Origin of the sequence: Streptomyces sp. PCS3-D2 (assembly GCF_000612545.2) — a bacterium.
Lineage (GTDB): Bacteria > Actinomycetota > Actinomycetes > Streptomycetales > Streptomycetaceae > Streptomyces.
Window position 1 is genome coordinate 1673182 of sequence record NZ_CP097800.1, and the last position, 15840, is coordinate 1689021.

13 protein-coding genes are annotated in these 15840 nt (G+C 72.2%); 1 reads left to right on the forward strand and 12 read right to left on the reverse strand.

Annotated features, from left to right (window positions below; all coding sequences use genetic code 11):
• Positions 1 to 26 precede the first annotated feature (26 nt).
• Positions 27 to 1589: an MFS transporter gene (locus tag AW27_RS06965; RefSeq protein WP_037915233.1), complete on the reverse strand. Its 1563-nt coding sequence runs from the start codon at positions 1587 to 1589 to the stop codon at positions 27 to 29.
• Between the two features lie 83 nt (positions 1590 to 1672).
• On the opposite strand from AW27_RS06965, the gene AW27_RS06970 reads away from it, so the two are divergent.
• Positions 1673 to 3730, forward strand: a complete 2058-nt coding sequence (locus AW27_RS06970) for a S9 family peptidase (protein WP_037915231.1) — start codon at positions 1673 to 1675, stop codon at positions 3728 to 3730.
• 151 nt (positions 3731 to 3881) lie between these two features.
• On the opposite strand, the gene AW27_RS06975 is transcribed toward AW27_RS06970, so the two are convergent.
• The 11 genes from AW27_RS06975 to AW27_RS07025 all read right to left on the reverse strand — a co-directional run bounded on the left by AW27_RS06975 (position 3882) and on the right by AW27_RS07025 (position 15833).
• Positions 3882 to 5099 (reverse strand): IS110 family RNA-guided transposase, encoded by a 1218-nt coding sequence (locus AW27_RS06975; RefSeq protein WP_304949841.1) that lies wholly within the window; start codon positions 5097 to 5099, stop codon positions 3882 to 3884.
• Between the two features lie 309 nt (positions 5100 to 5408).
• A complete protein-coding gene (locus tag AW27_RS06980) occupies positions 5409 to 6344 on the reverse strand; it encodes an ABC transporter ATP-binding protein (protein WP_106967521.1) in 936 nt (311 codons plus the stop codon).
• A gap of 125 nt (positions 6345 to 6469) precedes the next feature.
• Positions 6470 to 7474 (reverse strand): ABC transporter ATP-binding protein, encoded by a 1005-nt coding sequence (locus AW27_RS06985; protein WP_037915228.1) that lies wholly within the window; start codon positions 7472 to 7474, stop codon positions 6470 to 6472.
• Complete coding sequence (locus AW27_RS06990) at positions 7474 to 8460, reverse strand: ABC transporter permease (protein WP_037915226.1); 987 nt, start codon at positions 8458 to 8460, stop codon at positions 7474 to 7476. The genes AW27_RS06985 and AW27_RS06990 overlap by 1 nt, the downstream gene beginning before the upstream one ends.
• Complete coding sequence (locus AW27_RS06995) at positions 8457 to 9410, reverse strand: ABC transporter permease (RefSeq protein WP_037915224.1); 954 nt, start codon at positions 9408 to 9410, stop codon at positions 8457 to 8459. Before AW27_RS06995 ends, AW27_RS06990 begins: the two co-directional genes overlap by 4 nt.
• Before the next feature lie 22 nt (positions 9411 to 9432).
• On the reverse strand, positions 9433 to 11175 hold the full coding sequence (locus tag AW27_RS07000; protein WP_037915222.1) for an ABC transporter substrate-binding protein: 1743 nt from the start codon (positions 11173 to 11175) through the stop codon (positions 9433 to 9435).
• 351 nt (positions 11176 to 11526) lie between these two features.
• Positions 11527 to 11763: a hypothetical protein gene (locus AW27_RS07005; protein WP_037915220.1), complete on the reverse strand. Its 237-nt coding sequence runs from the start codon at positions 11761 to 11763 to the stop codon at positions 11527 to 11529.
• Positions 11764 to 12084: 321 nt separating this feature from the next.
• Entirely contained in the window at positions 12085 to 12795 is a 711-nt protein-coding gene (locus tag AW27_RS07010) for a GntR family transcriptional regulator (protein WP_037915217.1), read from the reverse strand.
• A 70-nt stretch (positions 12796 to 12865) separates the two neighbouring features.
• Positions 12866 to 13774: an ornithine cyclodeaminase family protein gene (locus AW27_RS07015; RefSeq protein ID WP_037915214.1), complete on the reverse strand. Its 909-nt coding sequence runs from the start codon at positions 13772 to 13774 to the stop codon at positions 12866 to 12868.
• A 38-nt stretch (positions 13775 to 13812) separates the two neighbouring features.
• Positions 13813 to 14832 carry a proline racemase family protein gene (locus tag AW27_RS07020; protein WP_037915211.1) on the reverse strand — a complete coding sequence of 340 codons (1020 nt, stop codon included), beginning with the start codon at positions 14830 to 14832 and terminating at the stop codon, positions 13813 to 13815.
• Positions 14829 to 15833, reverse strand: a complete 1005-nt coding sequence (locus AW27_RS07025; protein WP_037915208.1) for a proline racemase family protein — start codon at positions 15831 to 15833, stop codon at positions 14829 to 14831. Before AW27_RS07025 ends, AW27_RS07020 begins: the two co-directional genes overlap by 4 nt.
• Positions 15834 to 15840: the final 7 nt, after the last annotated feature.

Below are 15840 nucleotides of genomic sequence, written 5' to 3' on the forward strand. Positions count from 1 at the left end.
GCGCCCGAACCTGCCGGATGCGGCCGTCAGATGCGGTCGGCCGCCGGTTTGTGGTTGCCCTGGAGGCGTTCGAGGTCGGAAGGGCGTACCTGGATGACGAACACCGCGATCGCCGCACCGACCAGGGTGAAGAGGGCCGCCACGACGAAGGCCGCGCTGATGCCGGAGGTGAGCACCTGGTCGCCCCACGGCTTCGGGAGCTGGCCGGTGCGCTCGAAGAAGGCCTTCTGTACGGGGCCGGCCGTGGCGAGGAAGTCCGGCACCAGTTCCTTGGCCTCGTTGCGACTGGCCGTGCCGTACACGGTCACCAGGATCGACAGGCCGAGGGAGCCGCCCACCTGCTGCATCGTGTTCAGCAGTCCGGATGCCGCTCCCGACTCTCGGTCGGGGACGTTGGACAGGGCCATCAGCGTCAGCGAGACGAACTGCAGGCCCATACCGAGGGCGAAGAGCAGCATCGGGCCGAGGATGCTGCCGAGGTAGGTGGAGTGGACGTCGGTCTGCGTCAGCCAGGCGAGACCGGCCGCCGAGGACAGTGCGCCGCCGACCATGAACGGTTTGGGCCCGAACTTCGGCAGGAGCTTGGCGGTGAGGCCCGCACCCACCGCGATCACCGCGCTGACGGGCAGGAAGGCGAGGCCGGCCTGGATCGGGCTGAAGCCGAGCACGATCTGGACGAAGAGGGTCAGGAAGAAGAACATGCCGAAGATCGCACAGGCGAGCATGAGCATGATCCCGTAGGTTCCGGCCCGGTTGCGGTCGGCGAACATGTGCAGCGGGGTGATGGGCTGCGGCGACCGCCGCTCGTTGAGGACGAAGAGCGTCAGCAGGACCACGGCGGCTCCGAAGGAGCCGAGCGTCACCGGGTCGCGCCAGCCTTCCTGGGAGGCCCGGATGAAGCCGTAGACGAGCGCGACCATGCCGAGGGTGGACAGCAGCGCGCCGGCGAAGTCGAAGTGGCCGGGGTGGCGTTCGGACTCGCGCAGGACCTTGGAGGCCAGTACGGCGATCACCAGCGCGATGGGGACGTTGACGAAGAGGACCCAGCGCCAGTCGAGCCACTCGACGAGGACACCGCCCGCGAGGAGTCCGATCGCGCCGCCGGCCGCCGAGACGCCGGCGAACACCCCGAACGCCTTGTTGCGGTCGGGTCCTTCGCGGAAGGTGGTGGTGATCAGCGCGAGGGCCGTCGGCGAGGCGATGGCGCCGCCGACGCCCTGGAGGGCGCGTGCGGCCATCAACTGTCCCTCGTTCTGGGCGAGTCCGCCGAGGAGCGAGGCCAGGCCGAAGAGCAGCACGCCGAAGATGAAGACGCGCTTGCGGCCGAGGATGTCGCCGGTGCGTCCGCCGAGGAGGAGCAGGCCGCCGAAGGCGAGGGTGTACGCGTTGACGACCCAGGAGAGGCTTTCGGTCGAGAAGTTCAGCGCGGTCTGGATGTGCGGCAGCGCGATGTTCACGATGGTGATGTCGAGAACCACCATGAGCTGGCAGGACGCGATGACGACCAGGGCGAGTGTGCTGCCGCCTCCCCGGACCGAGCCGTCCTTGCCGTCGGTCCGTCTGCTGCTCGGCGTTGCGTTCGGGTCCACCCTCCCGACGCTAAGCCCGCACCTCTGGGGCCACCACTCGAACGGCCTAGTGGTAGTGACATTTCACATGTCACACTACGATCATGGATGACTTCCTCAGGCTCTCCGCGAGCACGGCCCGATTCACCCACGGCGCCCCGCGGGCACTGTCTTTCGGGGACGACGGCCGCCTCCTCTGGTTCCTCCGGTCGACCGGACCCACCGACGCCTTCGACAGCCTCTGGGTGCTCGACACCGCCACCGGCGCCGAGATCCGGCTTGCCGATCCGCGCGAGCTGTGCCCCGAGCCCGGCACCCTCCCCACCGCCGAACGCCGGCTGCGCGAGCGGACCCGTCTCGTCGCCGCCGGGATCGGCTCCTACGCCCTCTCCGGCGACGGGCGCCGCGCCGCTTTCGCGCTGTACGGCAGGCTCTACGAGGTCACCGCCGCGGGCGCCGGATCCGGGACCGTCAGGGAGATCCCCGCCGCCGGACCCGCGCTGGACCCGCGTCCCAACTCCGACGGCTCGCGCACCGCCTACGTCGCCGACGACGCCCTGTACGTCGCCCCGGGCGGCCGGGTCAGCCCCGACGACGGAGCCCGCTGGGGCCTGGCCGAATTCGCCGCCGCCGAGGAGCTCGGCCGCTCCCGGGGCCACTGGTGGTCGCCCGACGGAGTCACGCTGCTCGCCGCACGCGTCGACGAATCCGCCCTCCAGCGACGGTGGTTCGCCGACCCCGCCCACCCCGAGCTGCCGGCCGAGGACTTCGCCTACCCGGAGGCGGGCGGCCCCAACGCCGAGGTCCAGCTCTGGGTGCTCGGGGAGACCCGGGTACGGATCGAGTGGGACTGCGAGACCTACCCCTACGTCTCCGACGCGGGCTGGGAGTCGGCCTCGGAGATCCTGCTGACGGTCCAGGACCGGCTCCAGCGCACCGTGCTGCTGCTCTCCGCCGACCCGGCCACCGGCCGCACCCGGGAGCTGTCCCGCACCACGCACCCCCAGTGGGTGGACCCGCTGGTCCCCGGCACTCCGGCCCGCCTGCCCGACGGGCGGATGCTGACCGCGGCCGACACCCCCGACGGGGCCGCCCGGGCCCTCGCCGTGGACGGAGCACTCCTCACCGGGGACGACGTCCAGGTCCGCGGGGTGGCCGGGGTCCACGAAGGCCGGCTGCTGGTCGAGGCCGGACTGCGCGATCCGGCCGAACAGCAGGTGCTGCTGCTGGACACCGCCACCGGGGAGGTGACCCCGCTCGCCGACGGGCCCGGCGTCCACAGCGCGACCGCCTCGGCCGGCTTCCTGCTGCTGACCTCCGCCGACGCCGACGGCGTGCGACGCGTCGTACGGACCCCCGACGGGCGGGAACTGGTCCCGGCCGACCTGTCGCAGCCACTGCCGTACCGGGTGGCCCCGGTCCTGGAGCGGGTCACCGAGTACGGCGTGCCCACCGCGCTCGTACTGCCCCGCGGGCACGTCCCCGGGCGGAAGCTGCCCGTCCTGATGGACAGTTACGGCGGTCCCGGTGCGCAGGACATCACCGCCGACCCGCGCCGCTGGCAGCACCGCCAGTGGTGGGCCGACCAGGGCTTCGCGGTGGTGACCGTCGACAACCGCGGCACCGCGTACGTCTCGCCCTCCCACACCCACGCCATGTACCGCGGCTTCTCCGAGGTCACCCTGGACGACCAGGTCGCGGCACTGCACGCGCTGGCTGCGCGCCACGGCGAGCTCGACCTGGGCCGGGTCGGCGTCCGCGGCTGGTCCTACGGCGGCTACCTGTCGGCGATGGCCGTACTGCGCCGCCCCGACGTCTTCCACGCCGCGGCCGCCGGGGCCGCGCCGACCGACTTCCGGCACTACGACACCGCCTACACCGAGCGCTACCTGGGCCTGCCCCAGGACCACCCGGAGGTCTACGACCGGGACTCGCTCCTGCCCGACGCCCCGAAACTGACCCGCCCGCTGCTGCTGGTCACCGGCCTGGCCGACGACAACGTCCACCCGTCGCACACCCTGCGCCTGTCGCAGGCCCTGACGGACGCGGGCCGCCCCCACCAGCTGCTGGCCCTCCCCGGCGTGACCCACATGACCCCGGGGGGCACCCGCGAGAAGATCACGGCGTTGGAACTCGACTTCTTCCGGCGCGCACTCGCCTGACGGTCCTGCGGCGGGGCGGCCGTGGCCGCAAGTCCGGGGTGCCCCGCCGCGGTGCCGCCTCCACCGGAGCGGTCGGGGGACCCGGGGGGTGCCTCTATGTCTTTCGTCAAGGCACCTGTGTCGGGTTTCGGGTGGTTCGGGCTCGCTGAGGCTAAGCGGCGAGCTCGACGTCCGTCGGTGTCCGGGATTCGTAGAAGGTGCCGTCGCGGAGCATGGCGAACAGGACGCTGATGCGTTGGCGGGCGAGGCGGAGGAGGGCCTGGGTGTGGGTTTTGCCGCGTGCTCGTTGCTTGTCGTAGTAGGCGCGGGAGGCCGGGTCGGCGTTCATGCAGGCGAAGGCGGAGAGAAACATCGCCCGTTTGAGCTGCCGGTTTCCGCCTCGGGGTGCGTGTTCGCCATGGATCGAGGTCCCGGACTGCTTCGTGGTGGGGGCGAGGCCGGCGTAGGAGGCGAGGTGGGCGGCGGTGGGGAAGCTGGTGCCGTCGCCGACGGTGACCAGCAGGACGGCGGCGGTCCTGACGCCGACGCCGGGCATCGACGTCAGGACCGGGGAAAGAGGGTGAGCCTCCAGCAGGGCGTTGATCTGGGCTTCCATCGCCCGGCGCTGGGTGTGGACAGCGGCCAGCGAGGCGGCCAGGGAGGGGATGACGATGTCGAGGGTGCCGGTCCCGGGAACGACGACGGTCTGCTCGTCGAGCGCGTTGAAGACGTCGTCGATCAGCCTGGTGGCCATGCGCGGGGCCTTCGGGCGGATCAGCTCGACGAGTCTGCGGCGTCCGGCCTTGCGCAGGGCGGCTGGGGATCCGTAGCGCTCCAGCAGCCAGGTCACGGCCTGGTGGTCCAGGCGCGGGCCCAGGACGCGTTCCAGGCTGGGGTGGAACTGGGTGAGCAGGCCCCGTATCCGGTTGGAGGTGCGGGTGGCCTCGGCGGCCAGGTCCTGGTCGAAGCCGACGAGCACGGTCAGCTCGGCGGTGATCTGGTCGGTCAGCTCCAGCGAGCGCAGGGTGTGCGGCATCGTCCGGGCGGCGTCCGCGATGACGGCGGCGTCCTTGGCGTCGGTCTTGGCCTCGCCCGGGTAGAGGTCGGCGATCCGGCGCATCGCCAGTCCGGGCAGGTAGGCGACCTGGCAGCCCGCGTCGCGGGCGACGGTCAGTGGCAGGGCGCCGATGGAGGCGGGCTGGTCCACGATCACCAGCACGGTGCCGAACTTCGCGGTCAGCTTGTCGAAGACGGCCCGCAGCTTGGGCTCGCTGTTGGGCAGCTGCTTGTCGAAGACCTTCTTCCCGCCCGGGGTGAGCCCATGACCGTGATGGCTGCTCTTGCCGACGTCCAGGCCCAGGAACACGCCCACGTCTTCGATCTCGAACATCGTGCCCCTTCCCAGGGGGTGTTGACGGTGCCGGCCTCGGCTCGGGTGTCGTGCTCGCGCATCCACGTTATGCAGACCTGCCGCCCGCGAACTGTCCAGCATTGCGCCGGACCGGACGGTGGCCGGACCTCTGATCAGCGTCTCCGACGAACACCCCCGGACCCGGTGACACCACCCCCCAGGTCATGCCTTCGACAGGGGGCAACAGTCATGCCGGGCCCGGAGGCCAGCGGCCCCATTGCGGAACCGCAGAAAACATAACGGGGCGATCGTGTCGGCCCCCGGGTCCCCCGCTTCCCGTGATCCCCGTCAGTCACCCGGGAAGTGGCACGCCACCTCTCGCGAGGCGGCAGGACGCAGCAACGGGCGCTCCGTCCGGCAGATCTCCTGAGCCTTGGGGCAACGCGGGTGGAAGGTGCAGCCCGGAGGGGGAGCGGCCGGGCTCGGCGGATCGCCGAGCAGCACGATCCGCTCCCGTCGCCGCTCCGCCGCCGGGTCGGGCAGCGGCACGGCGGACAACAGCGCCCGGGTGTAGGGGTGCTGGGGGGTCTCGTAGAGGGACGCCTTGTCCCCGATCTCGACGATCCGGCCGAGGTACATGACGGCGACCCGGTCGCTGACCCGCTTGACCACCGACAGGTCGTGCGCGATGAACACGTAGGCCAGGCCCAGTTCGGCGCGCAGGCGCTCCATCAGGTTGACGATCTGCGCCTGGACGGAGACGTCGAGCGCGGAGACCGGTTCGTCGGCGACGATCAGCCGGGGGCTGGTCGCCAGCGAGCGGGCGATGCCGATGCGCTGGGCCTGACCGCCGGAGAACTCGTGCGGGTAGCGGTCGATGTGCTCGGGGATCAGCCCGACGAGTTCCATCAGGTCGGCGGCGCGGCGCCGGGCGTCACCCGCGCTCCAGCCCTGCACCAGCAGTGGTTCGGAGATGATCCGGGCCACGGTCTGCCGGGGGTTCAGCGAGGAGTGCGGATCCTGGAAGACCATCTGGATGTTCTTGCGCAGCGGGCGCAGGGAGCCCTGTGAGAGGCGGCTGATGTCCTCGCCCTCGAAGACGATCCGGCCCGAGGTGGGCTCCAGCAGCCGCACGAGCATCCGCCCGGTGGTGGACTTCCCACAGCCCGACTCCCCCACCAGGCCCAGGGTCCGACCGGCCGCCAGGTCGAAGGAGACCCCGTCGACGGCGCGCACGGGCGCCCCCCGGCGCCCGGTCGCGGACCGCCGGCCGGGAAAGGTCATGGTGAGGTCCCGTACGGACAGCAGTGGTGCGCCCGTCGGGCCGCTCGCCCCGGTCGTGGTACCCGTCGTGGTACCGGTCGTGGTACCGGTCGTGGCGTCCATCGTGCTGCCGTTCGCGGTGCCGGTCATCGGGCCGCCTCCTGTGCTGGTGCGGCGGGGGCCCCGGCGAAGTGGCAGGCCACGGTCCGTCCGGGCCCGTCCCCGTACGCAGCCGGATCCGGCCGCTCGCCGGTGCAGCGTTCGGCCGCCCGGGGGCAGCGCGGCGCGAAGGCGCAGCCGGGCGCGGGTGCGAGGAGGGACGGCGGGGACCCGGGGATGAAGGGGAGCGGTTCGTCGTCGGCGGTGTCGAGGCGGGGCAGCGAGTCGAGCAGCCCCCGGGTGTAGGGGTGGGCGGGATCGGTGAAGAGCGCCTCGACGGGGGCCTGTTCGACGGCGCGTCCGCCGTACATGACCAGGACCTCGTGGGCGACGCGGGCGACGACGCCCAGGTCGTGGGTGATCATCACGACGCCGAGTCCGCGCTCCTGCTGGAGCCTCGCGATCAGTTCGAGGATCTGCGCCTGGACGGTGACGTCCAGGGCTGTGGTCGGCTCGTCGGCGATCAACAGGTCGGGTTCGCAGGCCAGGGCCATGGCGATCATCGCGCGCTGGCGCATGCCGCCGGAGAACTGGTGCGGGTACTCCCCCGCCCGGCGCGCCGGTTCGGGGATGCCGACCTCGCCGAGCATGTCGACGGCTCGTCTGCGCGCGGCGGCCCGTCCAGCCTTGAAGTGCACCCGGAAGTGTTCGGCGATCTGCTCGCCGACGGTGTAATAGGGGTGCAGGCTGGAGAGCGGGTCCTGGAAGATCATGGCCATCCGGCGGCCGCGCACGGTGCCGAGCTCGCGGTCGCTCAGGCCGATCAGCGGCCGTCCGGCGAGCGTGACGGAGCCGCCGACCTCGACGGAGCCGCGGTGCAGGCCCATGACGGCGAGCGAGGTGACGGACTTGCCGGAGCCGGATTCGCCGACGATGCCGAGGGTGCGTCCGGCCTCGACGGTGAAGCCGACGGAGTCGACGGCCCGGACGGTCCCCCGAGGGGTGGTGAAGGTGACGCGCAGGTCGCGTACTTCGAGGAGCGGATCGGCCATCAGTACCTCACTCTCGGGTCGATGACGGCGTACAGGAGGTCGACGACGAGGTTGGCGACGACGATGAAGAAGGCCGCCAGCAGGGTGACGCCGAGGACCACGGGCTGGTCGGAGCTGACGAGGGCGCCGTAGAAGAGCCGTCCGATGCCGGGGAGTCCGAAGATCGACTCGGTGATCACGGCGCCGGCGAGCAGCCCGCCGAGGTCGATGCCGAAGAGGGTCAGGATCGGCGTCATCCCGGAGCGCAGGCCGTGTTTGACGACGACCGTCCGCTCGGGCAGGCCCTTGGCGCGGGCGGTGCGGATGTAGGGCTCGGCCATCGCCTCGATCATCGAGCCCCGGCTCTGGCGCGCGTACATGGCGGCGTAGAGCAGCGCGAGCGCGGTCCAGGGCAGGAGCAGGTTCGAGGCCCATCCGAGCGGGTTGTCGGTGAAGGGTCGGTAGGCGGGGTAGGGCAGCAGTCCGGCGATGCGGATGACGCCGTGGATGAGCATCACCGCGGTGAAGTACACGGGCAGCGAGGCGGCGGCCACGGCACCGACCATCAGGGCCTTGTCGGTGGCGGTGTCCTTGCGCAGGGCGGCGGTGACCCCGGCACCGAGGCCGAGAAGGAGCCACAGCACGGCGGCGCCGAGGGCCAGGGAGGCGGAGACGGGGAGCCGGTCCATGAGCAGGTCCCACACGGGCAGGGAGCTCTCGTACGAGTAGCCCAGGCAGGGGAAGTCGCAGGTGACGGCGTACTGGCCGGTGCCGAGGGTGCGGCCGGTGAAGATGCCGGTCAGGAAGTCGGCGAACTGCTTGACCAGGGGCTGGTCGAGGCCCAGGTGGACGCGTACGTCGGCCAGCCGCTCGGCGCTGCAGGTCTTGCCGCAGGCGGCCGCGGCCGGGTCCGCGGGCAGGACGTAGAAGATGAGGAAGGTGACGGCCGTGATGGCGAGGAGCACTCCGGCGAGGGCGAGCAGCCGGCGGGCGAGGTAGAGGATCACGTGCGCCCTCCCCTCGGGTCGAGGATGTCGCGCAGCGCGTCGCCGAGCAGGGTGAAGGCGAGCACGGCGAGGAAGAGGAAGACGCTGGGGATGACGAAGTACATGGGGTCGGTCTCGTAGTAGGCGACGGACTCGGCGATCATCTGGCCCCAGGAGGGGGTGGGCGGGCGGACGCCGACGCCGAGATAGCTGAGAGCCGCCTCGGTGCTGATCATCCCGGGGATGAGCAGGGTGGTGTAGGCGATGACGGGGCCCGCCACGCCCGGCAGGACCTCGCGGGTGAGGATGCGCCAGGGGCCGGCGCCGCCGACGCGGGCGGCGTCGACGTACTCGCGGTGTCTGAGGGAGAGGGCCTGGCCGCGGACCACCCGGGCGATGCCGGGCCAGCCGAAGAGGCCGATGACCACGGTCATGAGGACGAGCCGGTTGACGTCCTTGGCCACGGACAGCATGGCGATCATGAAGATCAGGGAGGGGAAGGACATGGTCAGGTCCATGAGCCGGGACAGGGCCGCGTCGGTGCGGCCGCCGAAGTAGCCGGCGGCGATCCCGGCGGCGGTGCCGGCGAGGACCACGATCGTGGTGGCCGCGAAAGCGATCAGGAGGGAGACCTGCGCGCCGTGGACGACCCGGGCGAACAGGTCGCGGCCGGTGACGGGTTCCACGCCGAGCCAGTGCTCGGTTCCGATCCCCCCGAAGGCGCCGATCGGCTGGCCCCCGAGATAGGGGTCGACGGCATTCTTGTCGAACTCGTGCGGGGACCAGCCGCCGAGCGCGCCCAGCCAGGGCGCGGTGGCGGCCATCAGGACGAAGAGGCCGACGATGGCGAGGCTGACGCGGACGGCGGGGCGGCGGCGGAGCTCCTGGCGGGCGAGCTGCCAGGGACTGCTGCCGGGCGCCGCCGCGGGCCGGTCCGGGGCGGCGTCGCGGGCCGCTGCTGTGGTGGTCATGGGGTCGGGGGCTCCGGATTCCTCAGCCCTGGCTCTTCGCGGGGTCCTTGAGGCCGACCGTGGCGTAGTCGATGGTGCCGGTCCACACGGGGTGGCCGAAGGCGCCCGCGATGTTCGTGCCGACGAGGAGGGGCTTGCGCTCCAGCAGGATCGGGACGTTGGGGGACTTGGCCATCAGGGTCGCGTCGAGGTCGATCCAGGCTTGGTTGGCCTGCTGGGCGTCGGCCATGGCGCTGATTTCGTCGATGCGCTTGATGACCTCCTCGTCGCGGAACTGGCTGTAGTTGCCCTGGTTGCCCTTGGGCTTGATGGTGCGTCCGTCGAAGACGAAGGGGATCCAGGTGGAGCCGGAGGGGTAGTCCGGGCACCAGCCGGTGAGGGTCATGTCGGGGGTGGTGGACAGGTCTCCGATGACGTCGTAGTAGGCGCCGGGGTCGACGGTGTCGATGACGACCTCGATGCCCGCGCGGGACAGGCCCTGCTGGATGGCCTCGGCCTTGCCCTTGTCGCCGGTGGAGACGGAGAGGGAGACCTTCAGGGTCTCCTTGCCCGCGGCCTTGAGCAGTTCCTTGGCCTTGGCGGGGTCGCCGGCCGGGGGGATCTTCAGGGTGTCGGCCTGCTTGCCGCCGGAGAGGGCCGGGGGCAGGTAGGCAGTGGCGATCTCGTTGAGGGCGGGTCCGCCGCCCGCCGTGACGACGGCCTCCTTGTCGACGGCGTACTGCATGGCCTGGCGGACCTTGGGGTCGTCGAAGGGGGCGCGTGAGTTGTTGAGGTGCAGCATCTCGGTGCAGCCTTGGGACTCGGCGAGCAGCCGGGCCTTGACGTCGGGCTTGGGCAGCACCTTGGGGGCGCTCTCGGGGCGCATGTCGGCGTACTGCACGGTGGAGGCGTCGGCCCCCTCGCCGGCGATGATCCGGTCGTCGATCTGGCCGCCCTTGAGGCCCATGACGACCACGAACTTGTCCGGATAGGCCTTGCGGACGGTGTCGGTGCCCGGGTCCCAGTGCTCGTTGCGGACGAGGACGAGCTTCTTGTCGCGGTCGTACGACTCGATCTTGTAGGGGCCCGACGAGAACGGGCGGGCGTCGTACTGGGTGCCCTTCTCCTGGGACTGGGGCACCGGGGCGAAGGTCGGCAGGGTGGCGGTCGCGGAGAACTCGGCCACGGGGCGCTTGAGTTCGAAGACGATCGTGCGGTCGTCCGGCGTCTTGACGGAGTCGAGGTGCTGCCCCTGGAGGGGCCCCTTGTAGCCCTCGGTGCCGGCCAGGTACTGGGCGGCGTAGTCGGGGCCGCCGGTGAGGTCGGGGGCGAAGGAGCGCTCGACGTTGTACTTGACGTCCTGGGCCCTGACCGGGCTGCCGTCCTCGTACTTCACGCCCTCCTTGAGGGTGAAGGTCCAGGTGCGGCCGCCGTTGGAGGGGGTTCCGAGGTCGGTGGCGAGGTCGGGGACCAGCTCGCTGCCCGCCTTGCCGGGCTCGGCCTTGAACGTGACGAGCGTGCGGTAGAGCAGGCGGGTGCCGAAGTCCATGGTCGGCATGACCCAGTTGCGGGCGGGGTCGAGGTGGGCGAAGTCCTGGTTGGACAGGACGGTGAGGGTGCCGCCCCTGACCGGGGTACCGCCGAGGATCTTGCCGTCGTTGGCGGCGGCCGGGTTCGAGGCACCGGCTCCCGCCGAGCCCTTCCCGGTGCCGGAGCAGCCCGAGGCACCGAGTGCGAGTGCGGCCACCAGGGCGGTGGCGAGGGCGAGTTGGGTGCGCTTGGTCATGGGTCACTCCAGGGAAGGGCACGCTCAGCGGCTCTACGATGTGACCGGTAACATAGTAATGTGAAATTGCACTGACAAGGGGTTGGGTCTGCCGTTATGCAGCCGTGTCCGAGCTCCGCCAGTCCGTTGCGGCCGATCGGCCCGCGTGCGCCTGCCGTTGGTGAGGGTGGCGGCCGACGTCAGGTCGTCCGGGCCGTGGCGGGCTGCCGGGGTCGCGCGCTGCGCGAAGAGGCGACGGATGGGTGGGACCACCGGTCGGGTCGGTGGTCGGTGGGGCCGGGGGGCGGCGGCCCGGGCGCCCCCCGGCCCGCCCCCTCGACGCCGGCGCCGTGGACTTCGCGGCCACCGTACTCAGCCCGGGGTCAAGCCGGTGTGCGGGCCCTCCGTGCACAGCCGCAGGCCGAGGCGGGACCGCAGGGCCCGGGCGGTGGTCCGCACCTCGTCGTCCATCGCGCCGTCCGCGACGACGTCGAGCACGGCGAGGGCGAGGTCGGCCTCGGCCCGGGTGAGGAGGGGGAGTCGTTCGGGTTCGGCCGTGGATTCGATCTCCTCGGCCACGATGCTGGTGTACAGGTCGTCGAGCGTCACGTGGGGGCAAACGCTTCGGCCGGAGCCCGGTCACGGGCGGGGAGAGGGACTTTGCCGCCCGATGACCGACCCGGCCGGATGCGCCGGGCGGCTCCGGTCGGCGCCGGGGAGCGGCCCTTCTCGCGCATCCGCCCGGTCGGGTCGACCGTCCCGGCGGCGTACCTCGTGAACATCGCAGCCCGCTCGGACCGGTCGGCCGTGGCGGCCTCCGCGGGCCGCCGCGGCCGATCCGGTCGAGGGCCGACCGCCCCGATGACCGGCTGCCGCCTTTCGGACCTCGAAGCGGCCGTCGGCCTCGCGGCACGTCACCGGATCACGGCGTCAGCGCACCGGGCCCAGGCCACCCAGAGTGCGTCCCACCGGTTCGTCGCGGCCCTGGGCCCACAGGGAGCGGACGTGGCCCAGGTGGCGCAGCATGCAGGCCTCCGCCGCCTTCGCGTCTCCACTGATCATCAGATCCAGCAGTTCCAGGTGCTCCTCGGCGGAGGAGACCAGCTTGCCCGCCTCGTCCAGTCCGGTCAGCCCGTAGAGGCGGGAGCGCTTGCGCAGGTCGCCGACGGTCTCCACGAGCCGTTCGTTGCCCGCGAGGCCCAGCAGCGTCAGGTGGAAGCGGCGGTCGGCCTCCAGGTAGCCGATGAGGTTGTGTTCGCGGGCGCTGGTGACGATCTCCTCCGCGACGGGGCGCAGTTCCTCCAGCTGTTCGGCCGTGGCCGTCTTGGTGATCCGGCCGATGGTCGGCACCTCGATCATGGTGCGCAGCTCGGTGTACTGGTCGAGGTCGCGCTCGCTGACCTCGGTGATCCGGAAGCCCTTGTTGCGGACCGGTTCGACCAGGCCCTCCCGTGCCAGGTCGAGCATGGCCTCGCGCACCGGGGTTGCCGACACGCCGAGTTCGGCCGCGAGGCCGGGGGCGGAGTAGACACTGCCGGGGCGCAGCTCGCCCGCTATCAGAGCGGCTCGGAGGGCGTGCCCGACCTGGTCGCGGAGTCGTTCCTGGGCCTTGATGAGACTGTGCTGCTTCAGGTCACCCATTGCGTTTCCTCCGAGACCCTTTCACCTGCCGATGAGCAGGGCAACAGCGTACAATGTCACGTTGCGCTGCTCACACTCCAGCGGCCTCGTAGAGCGCGACCGCCACGGCAAGATCTTCCCAGGCCATGCCCACACTCTTGAAGAGCTGTGGACAACCCCGCTCCCCGCCGACCGGCAGCTGTCCGGCGACCAGGTCCGCGAGCGTGCCGGTGATGTGCCCCGGCCCGATGGCCCCCTCCGCCTCCGGGACGAGCAGATCACCCGCCTCCCGCAGCGCGGCCGCCCGCGACTCCACGTACACCGCCGCGCGTCGCACGAGGGCGGTGTCGGTCTCCCGGGCGGTCGGCTCGTGCGACCCGACCGCCACGACCACCGCGTCCGGCCGCACGAGCCGCCCGTCGAAGAGCGGTTCGCGGGCCGTGGTACAGCAGACGACGAGGTCGGCGTCGGCCACGTCCCCGGGGGTGCCGGTCCGGGCGGGCGGACCCAGAGTGCGGGCGTACGCCGCAAGCCGTTCGGCCCGCTCCCCGTTCCGGGCGACCACCACCACGCACTCCACCACCCGCTCGGCGAGGACGGCTTCGAGGTGGCCGTACGCCTGCGGGCCGGAGCCGAACAGCACCACGCGCAGCGGGCGCCCGGCCGGCGCCAGGTGGCGCAGCGCGAGCGCCGAGACCGCCGGTGTGCGCAGGGCGGTCAGGGCCGCGCCGTCGAGCAGGGCCAGCGGGCGCAGGGTGGGACCGTCCAGCAGGAAGTAGGAGCCGGTGATGCGGGGCAGCCCGCGGGCCGGGTTCCCGGGCGCGACACCGGCGATCTTCACCCCGGCGTAGGCGCCGGACGCGGCCGGCATCAGCAGCAGTTCACCGTCGCCGGGGACGGCGATCGCGGAGCGCGGGGGGCAGCTCTCCGGGTCGAGGCCGCCGCGCAGGGCGGCGGCCAGGGCGTCGGCCGCCGCGGCCGGGCCGAGCAGCGCGGCCATGGCCCCGGCGTCCAGCTGGGGTGTCCCGGCTTTCCCCGTCACAGCAGGAACCCGGCGCCGAGGGCGTCGTGCGGGTCGACGCAGAAGGCGTGTTCACCGGTGCGGTAGGCGCTGCCGGTCACCTCGGTGACCCCGCCGTCCAGCATCCGGCCGGTGAACACGGTGCCGGTGACGGACTCGCTCAACAGGTCCTCGCCCGGGCCGAGCCGTCCGTCCTCGGCGAGCAGGGCGACCCGCGTCGAGGTGCCGGAGCCGCAGGGCGAGCGGTCGACCTGCCCGTCGGCGAAGACGGTCACGTTGCGCTGGTGCGGCCCGAACGGTGTGTCGGGCAGGTCCTCGTGGAGGATCACGCCGTAGACCCCGGACAGCAGCGGGCCGTCGGGGTGCCAGGTGGCGGGATGGCCGGCGAGGGCGGCCCGGATCTCCTGCCCGGCGCGCACCAGCGCGGGCAGCGCGGCGCGCGAGACCTCCAGGCCGAGATCGCGCGCCCGGACGGAGGCGTAGCAGGCGCCGGCGTGCGCGATGTCCGCCTCCGCCAGTCCCACCGAGGTCGCCACGGGCACCTTCCGGGCGCTCACCCGGGCCGGGACGTTGCGGAAGGTGACCCCGGTGGTGCGTCCCCCGCCGCGGTGGACGGTGGCGGTCACCCGCCCGGACGGTACGTCGATCCGCACCGGGGCGTCCCCGTCGTCCGGGGCGGGGACCCGGCCGCTGTCCACCGCCCAGGCCCCGAGGGCCATGGTGCCGTGGCCGCAGGCCGTGGAGTAGCCGTCCTTGTGCCAGAACAGGACACCGAAGTGGGCCCCGTCGTCGTCGGCGGGAACCACGAACCCGCCGTACATCCCGGCGTGGCCGCGCGGCTCCTGGACCAGCAGCCGCCGTACGTCGTCCAGCACGCCCCGGCGCGGCGCGGTGCCCGATCCGCCGGGGCCGATGGCGGTGGCACAGCGCTCGGCGACGGTGTCCCCCGGCACGGGCGGCATGCCCTCGCCTGCGGTGTCGACGATCCGGAAGGGCTCGCCGGCGGTGTGGTAGTCCACCGTTCGGACGCTGATCACAGCAGGAAGCCTCCGGGGAAGGGGTCGGACGGGTCGAGGAAGTACTGGGCGGTACCGGTGATCCAGGCCCGACCGGTCACGGTCGGCACCACGGCGGGCAGCCCGCCGACGGTGGTGTCCGCGACCAGCCGGCCGGTGAACTCGGTGCCGATGAAGGACTCGTTGACGAAGTCGGAGCCGAGCGCGAGGAGTCCCCGGGCGTGCAGCTGGGCCATCCTCGCGCTGGTGCCCGTACCGCAGGGCGAGCGGTCGAACCATCCCGGATGGATGGCCATGGCGTGCCGGGAGCGGCGGGCGTCGGAGCCGGGAGCGGCGAGGTAGACGTGCTTGACGCCGGCGATGGAGGGGTTCTCGGGGTGGACGGGCCGGTCGGGGCCCGCGTTGATGGCGTCCATGACCGCCAGCCCGGCGGCGAGCAGGTCGTCCTTGCGGGTGCGGTCGAAGGGCAGCCCGAGGGAGTCGAGTTCGACGAAGGCGTAGAAGTTGCCGCCGTAGGCGAGGTCGTAGGTGACCGTGCCGTGGCCGGGCACGTCGGCCTTGAGGTCGAGTCCGACACTGAAGGAGGGGACGTTGGTGAGGGTGACGGCGGTGGCCGCGCCGTCCTCCACCCGCACGTCGACGCTCACCAGTCCGGCCGGGGTGTCGAGCCGGACGGTGGTGACCGGTTCGACGACGGGCACCATGCCGGTCTCGACCAGGACGGTGGCCACTCCGATGGTGGCGTGCCCGCACATGGGCAGCAGGCCCGACACCTCGATGTAGAGCACGCCGTAGTCGGCGTCGGGGCGGGTCGGGGGCTGCAGGATGGCGCCGCTCATGGCGGAGTGCCCGCGCGGCTCGTACATCAGCAGGGTCCGTACGTGGTCCATGTGCTCGATGAAGTGGAGCCGCTTCTCCGCCATGGTGGCGCCGGGGACCACTCCGACTCCCCCGGTGACGACCCGGGTCGGCATGCCCTCGGTGTGTGAGTCCACCGCGTGGTAGACGTGGCGCGTGCGCATCAGGGGT

Bases quoted from the DNA above. Each gene is read 5' to 3' on its own strand.
- AW27_RS07015 (WP_037915214.1), bottom strand. From the start codon at position 13,774: ATGGCCGCGCTGCTCGGCCCGGCCGCGGCGGCCGACGCCCTGGCCGCC.
- AW27_RS06970 (WP_037915231.1), top strand. From the start codon at position 1,673: ATGGATGACTTCCTCAGGCTCTCCGCGAGCACGGCCCGATTCACCCAC.
- AW27_RS06995 (WP_037915224.1), bottom strand. From the start codon at position 9,410: ATGACCACCACAGCAGCGGCCCGCGACGCCGCCCCGGACCGGCCCGCG.
- AW27_RS06975 (WP_304949841.1), bottom strand. From the start codon at position 5,099: ATGTTCGAGATCGAAGACGTGGGCGTGTTCCTGGGCCTGGACGTCGGC.
- AW27_RS07025 (WP_037915208.1), bottom strand. From the start codon at position 15,833: ATGCGCACGCGCCACGTCTACCACGCGGTGGACTCACACACCGAGGGC.
- AW27_RS07010 (WP_037915217.1), bottom strand. From the start codon at position 12,795: ATGGGTGACCTGAAGCAGCACAGTCTCATCAAGGCCCAGGAACGACTC.
- AW27_RS06980 (WP_106967521.1), bottom strand. From the start codon at position 6,344: ATGACCTTTCCCGGCCGGCGGTCCGCGACCGGGCGCCGGGGGGCGCCC.
- AW27_RS07000 (WP_037915222.1), bottom strand. From the start codon at position 11,175: ATGACCAAGCGCACCCAACTCGCCCTCGCCACCGCCCTGGTGGCCGCA.
- AW27_RS06985 (WP_037915228.1), bottom strand. From the start codon at position 7,474: ATGGCCGATCCGCTCCTCGAAGTACGCGACCTGCGCGTCACCTTCACC.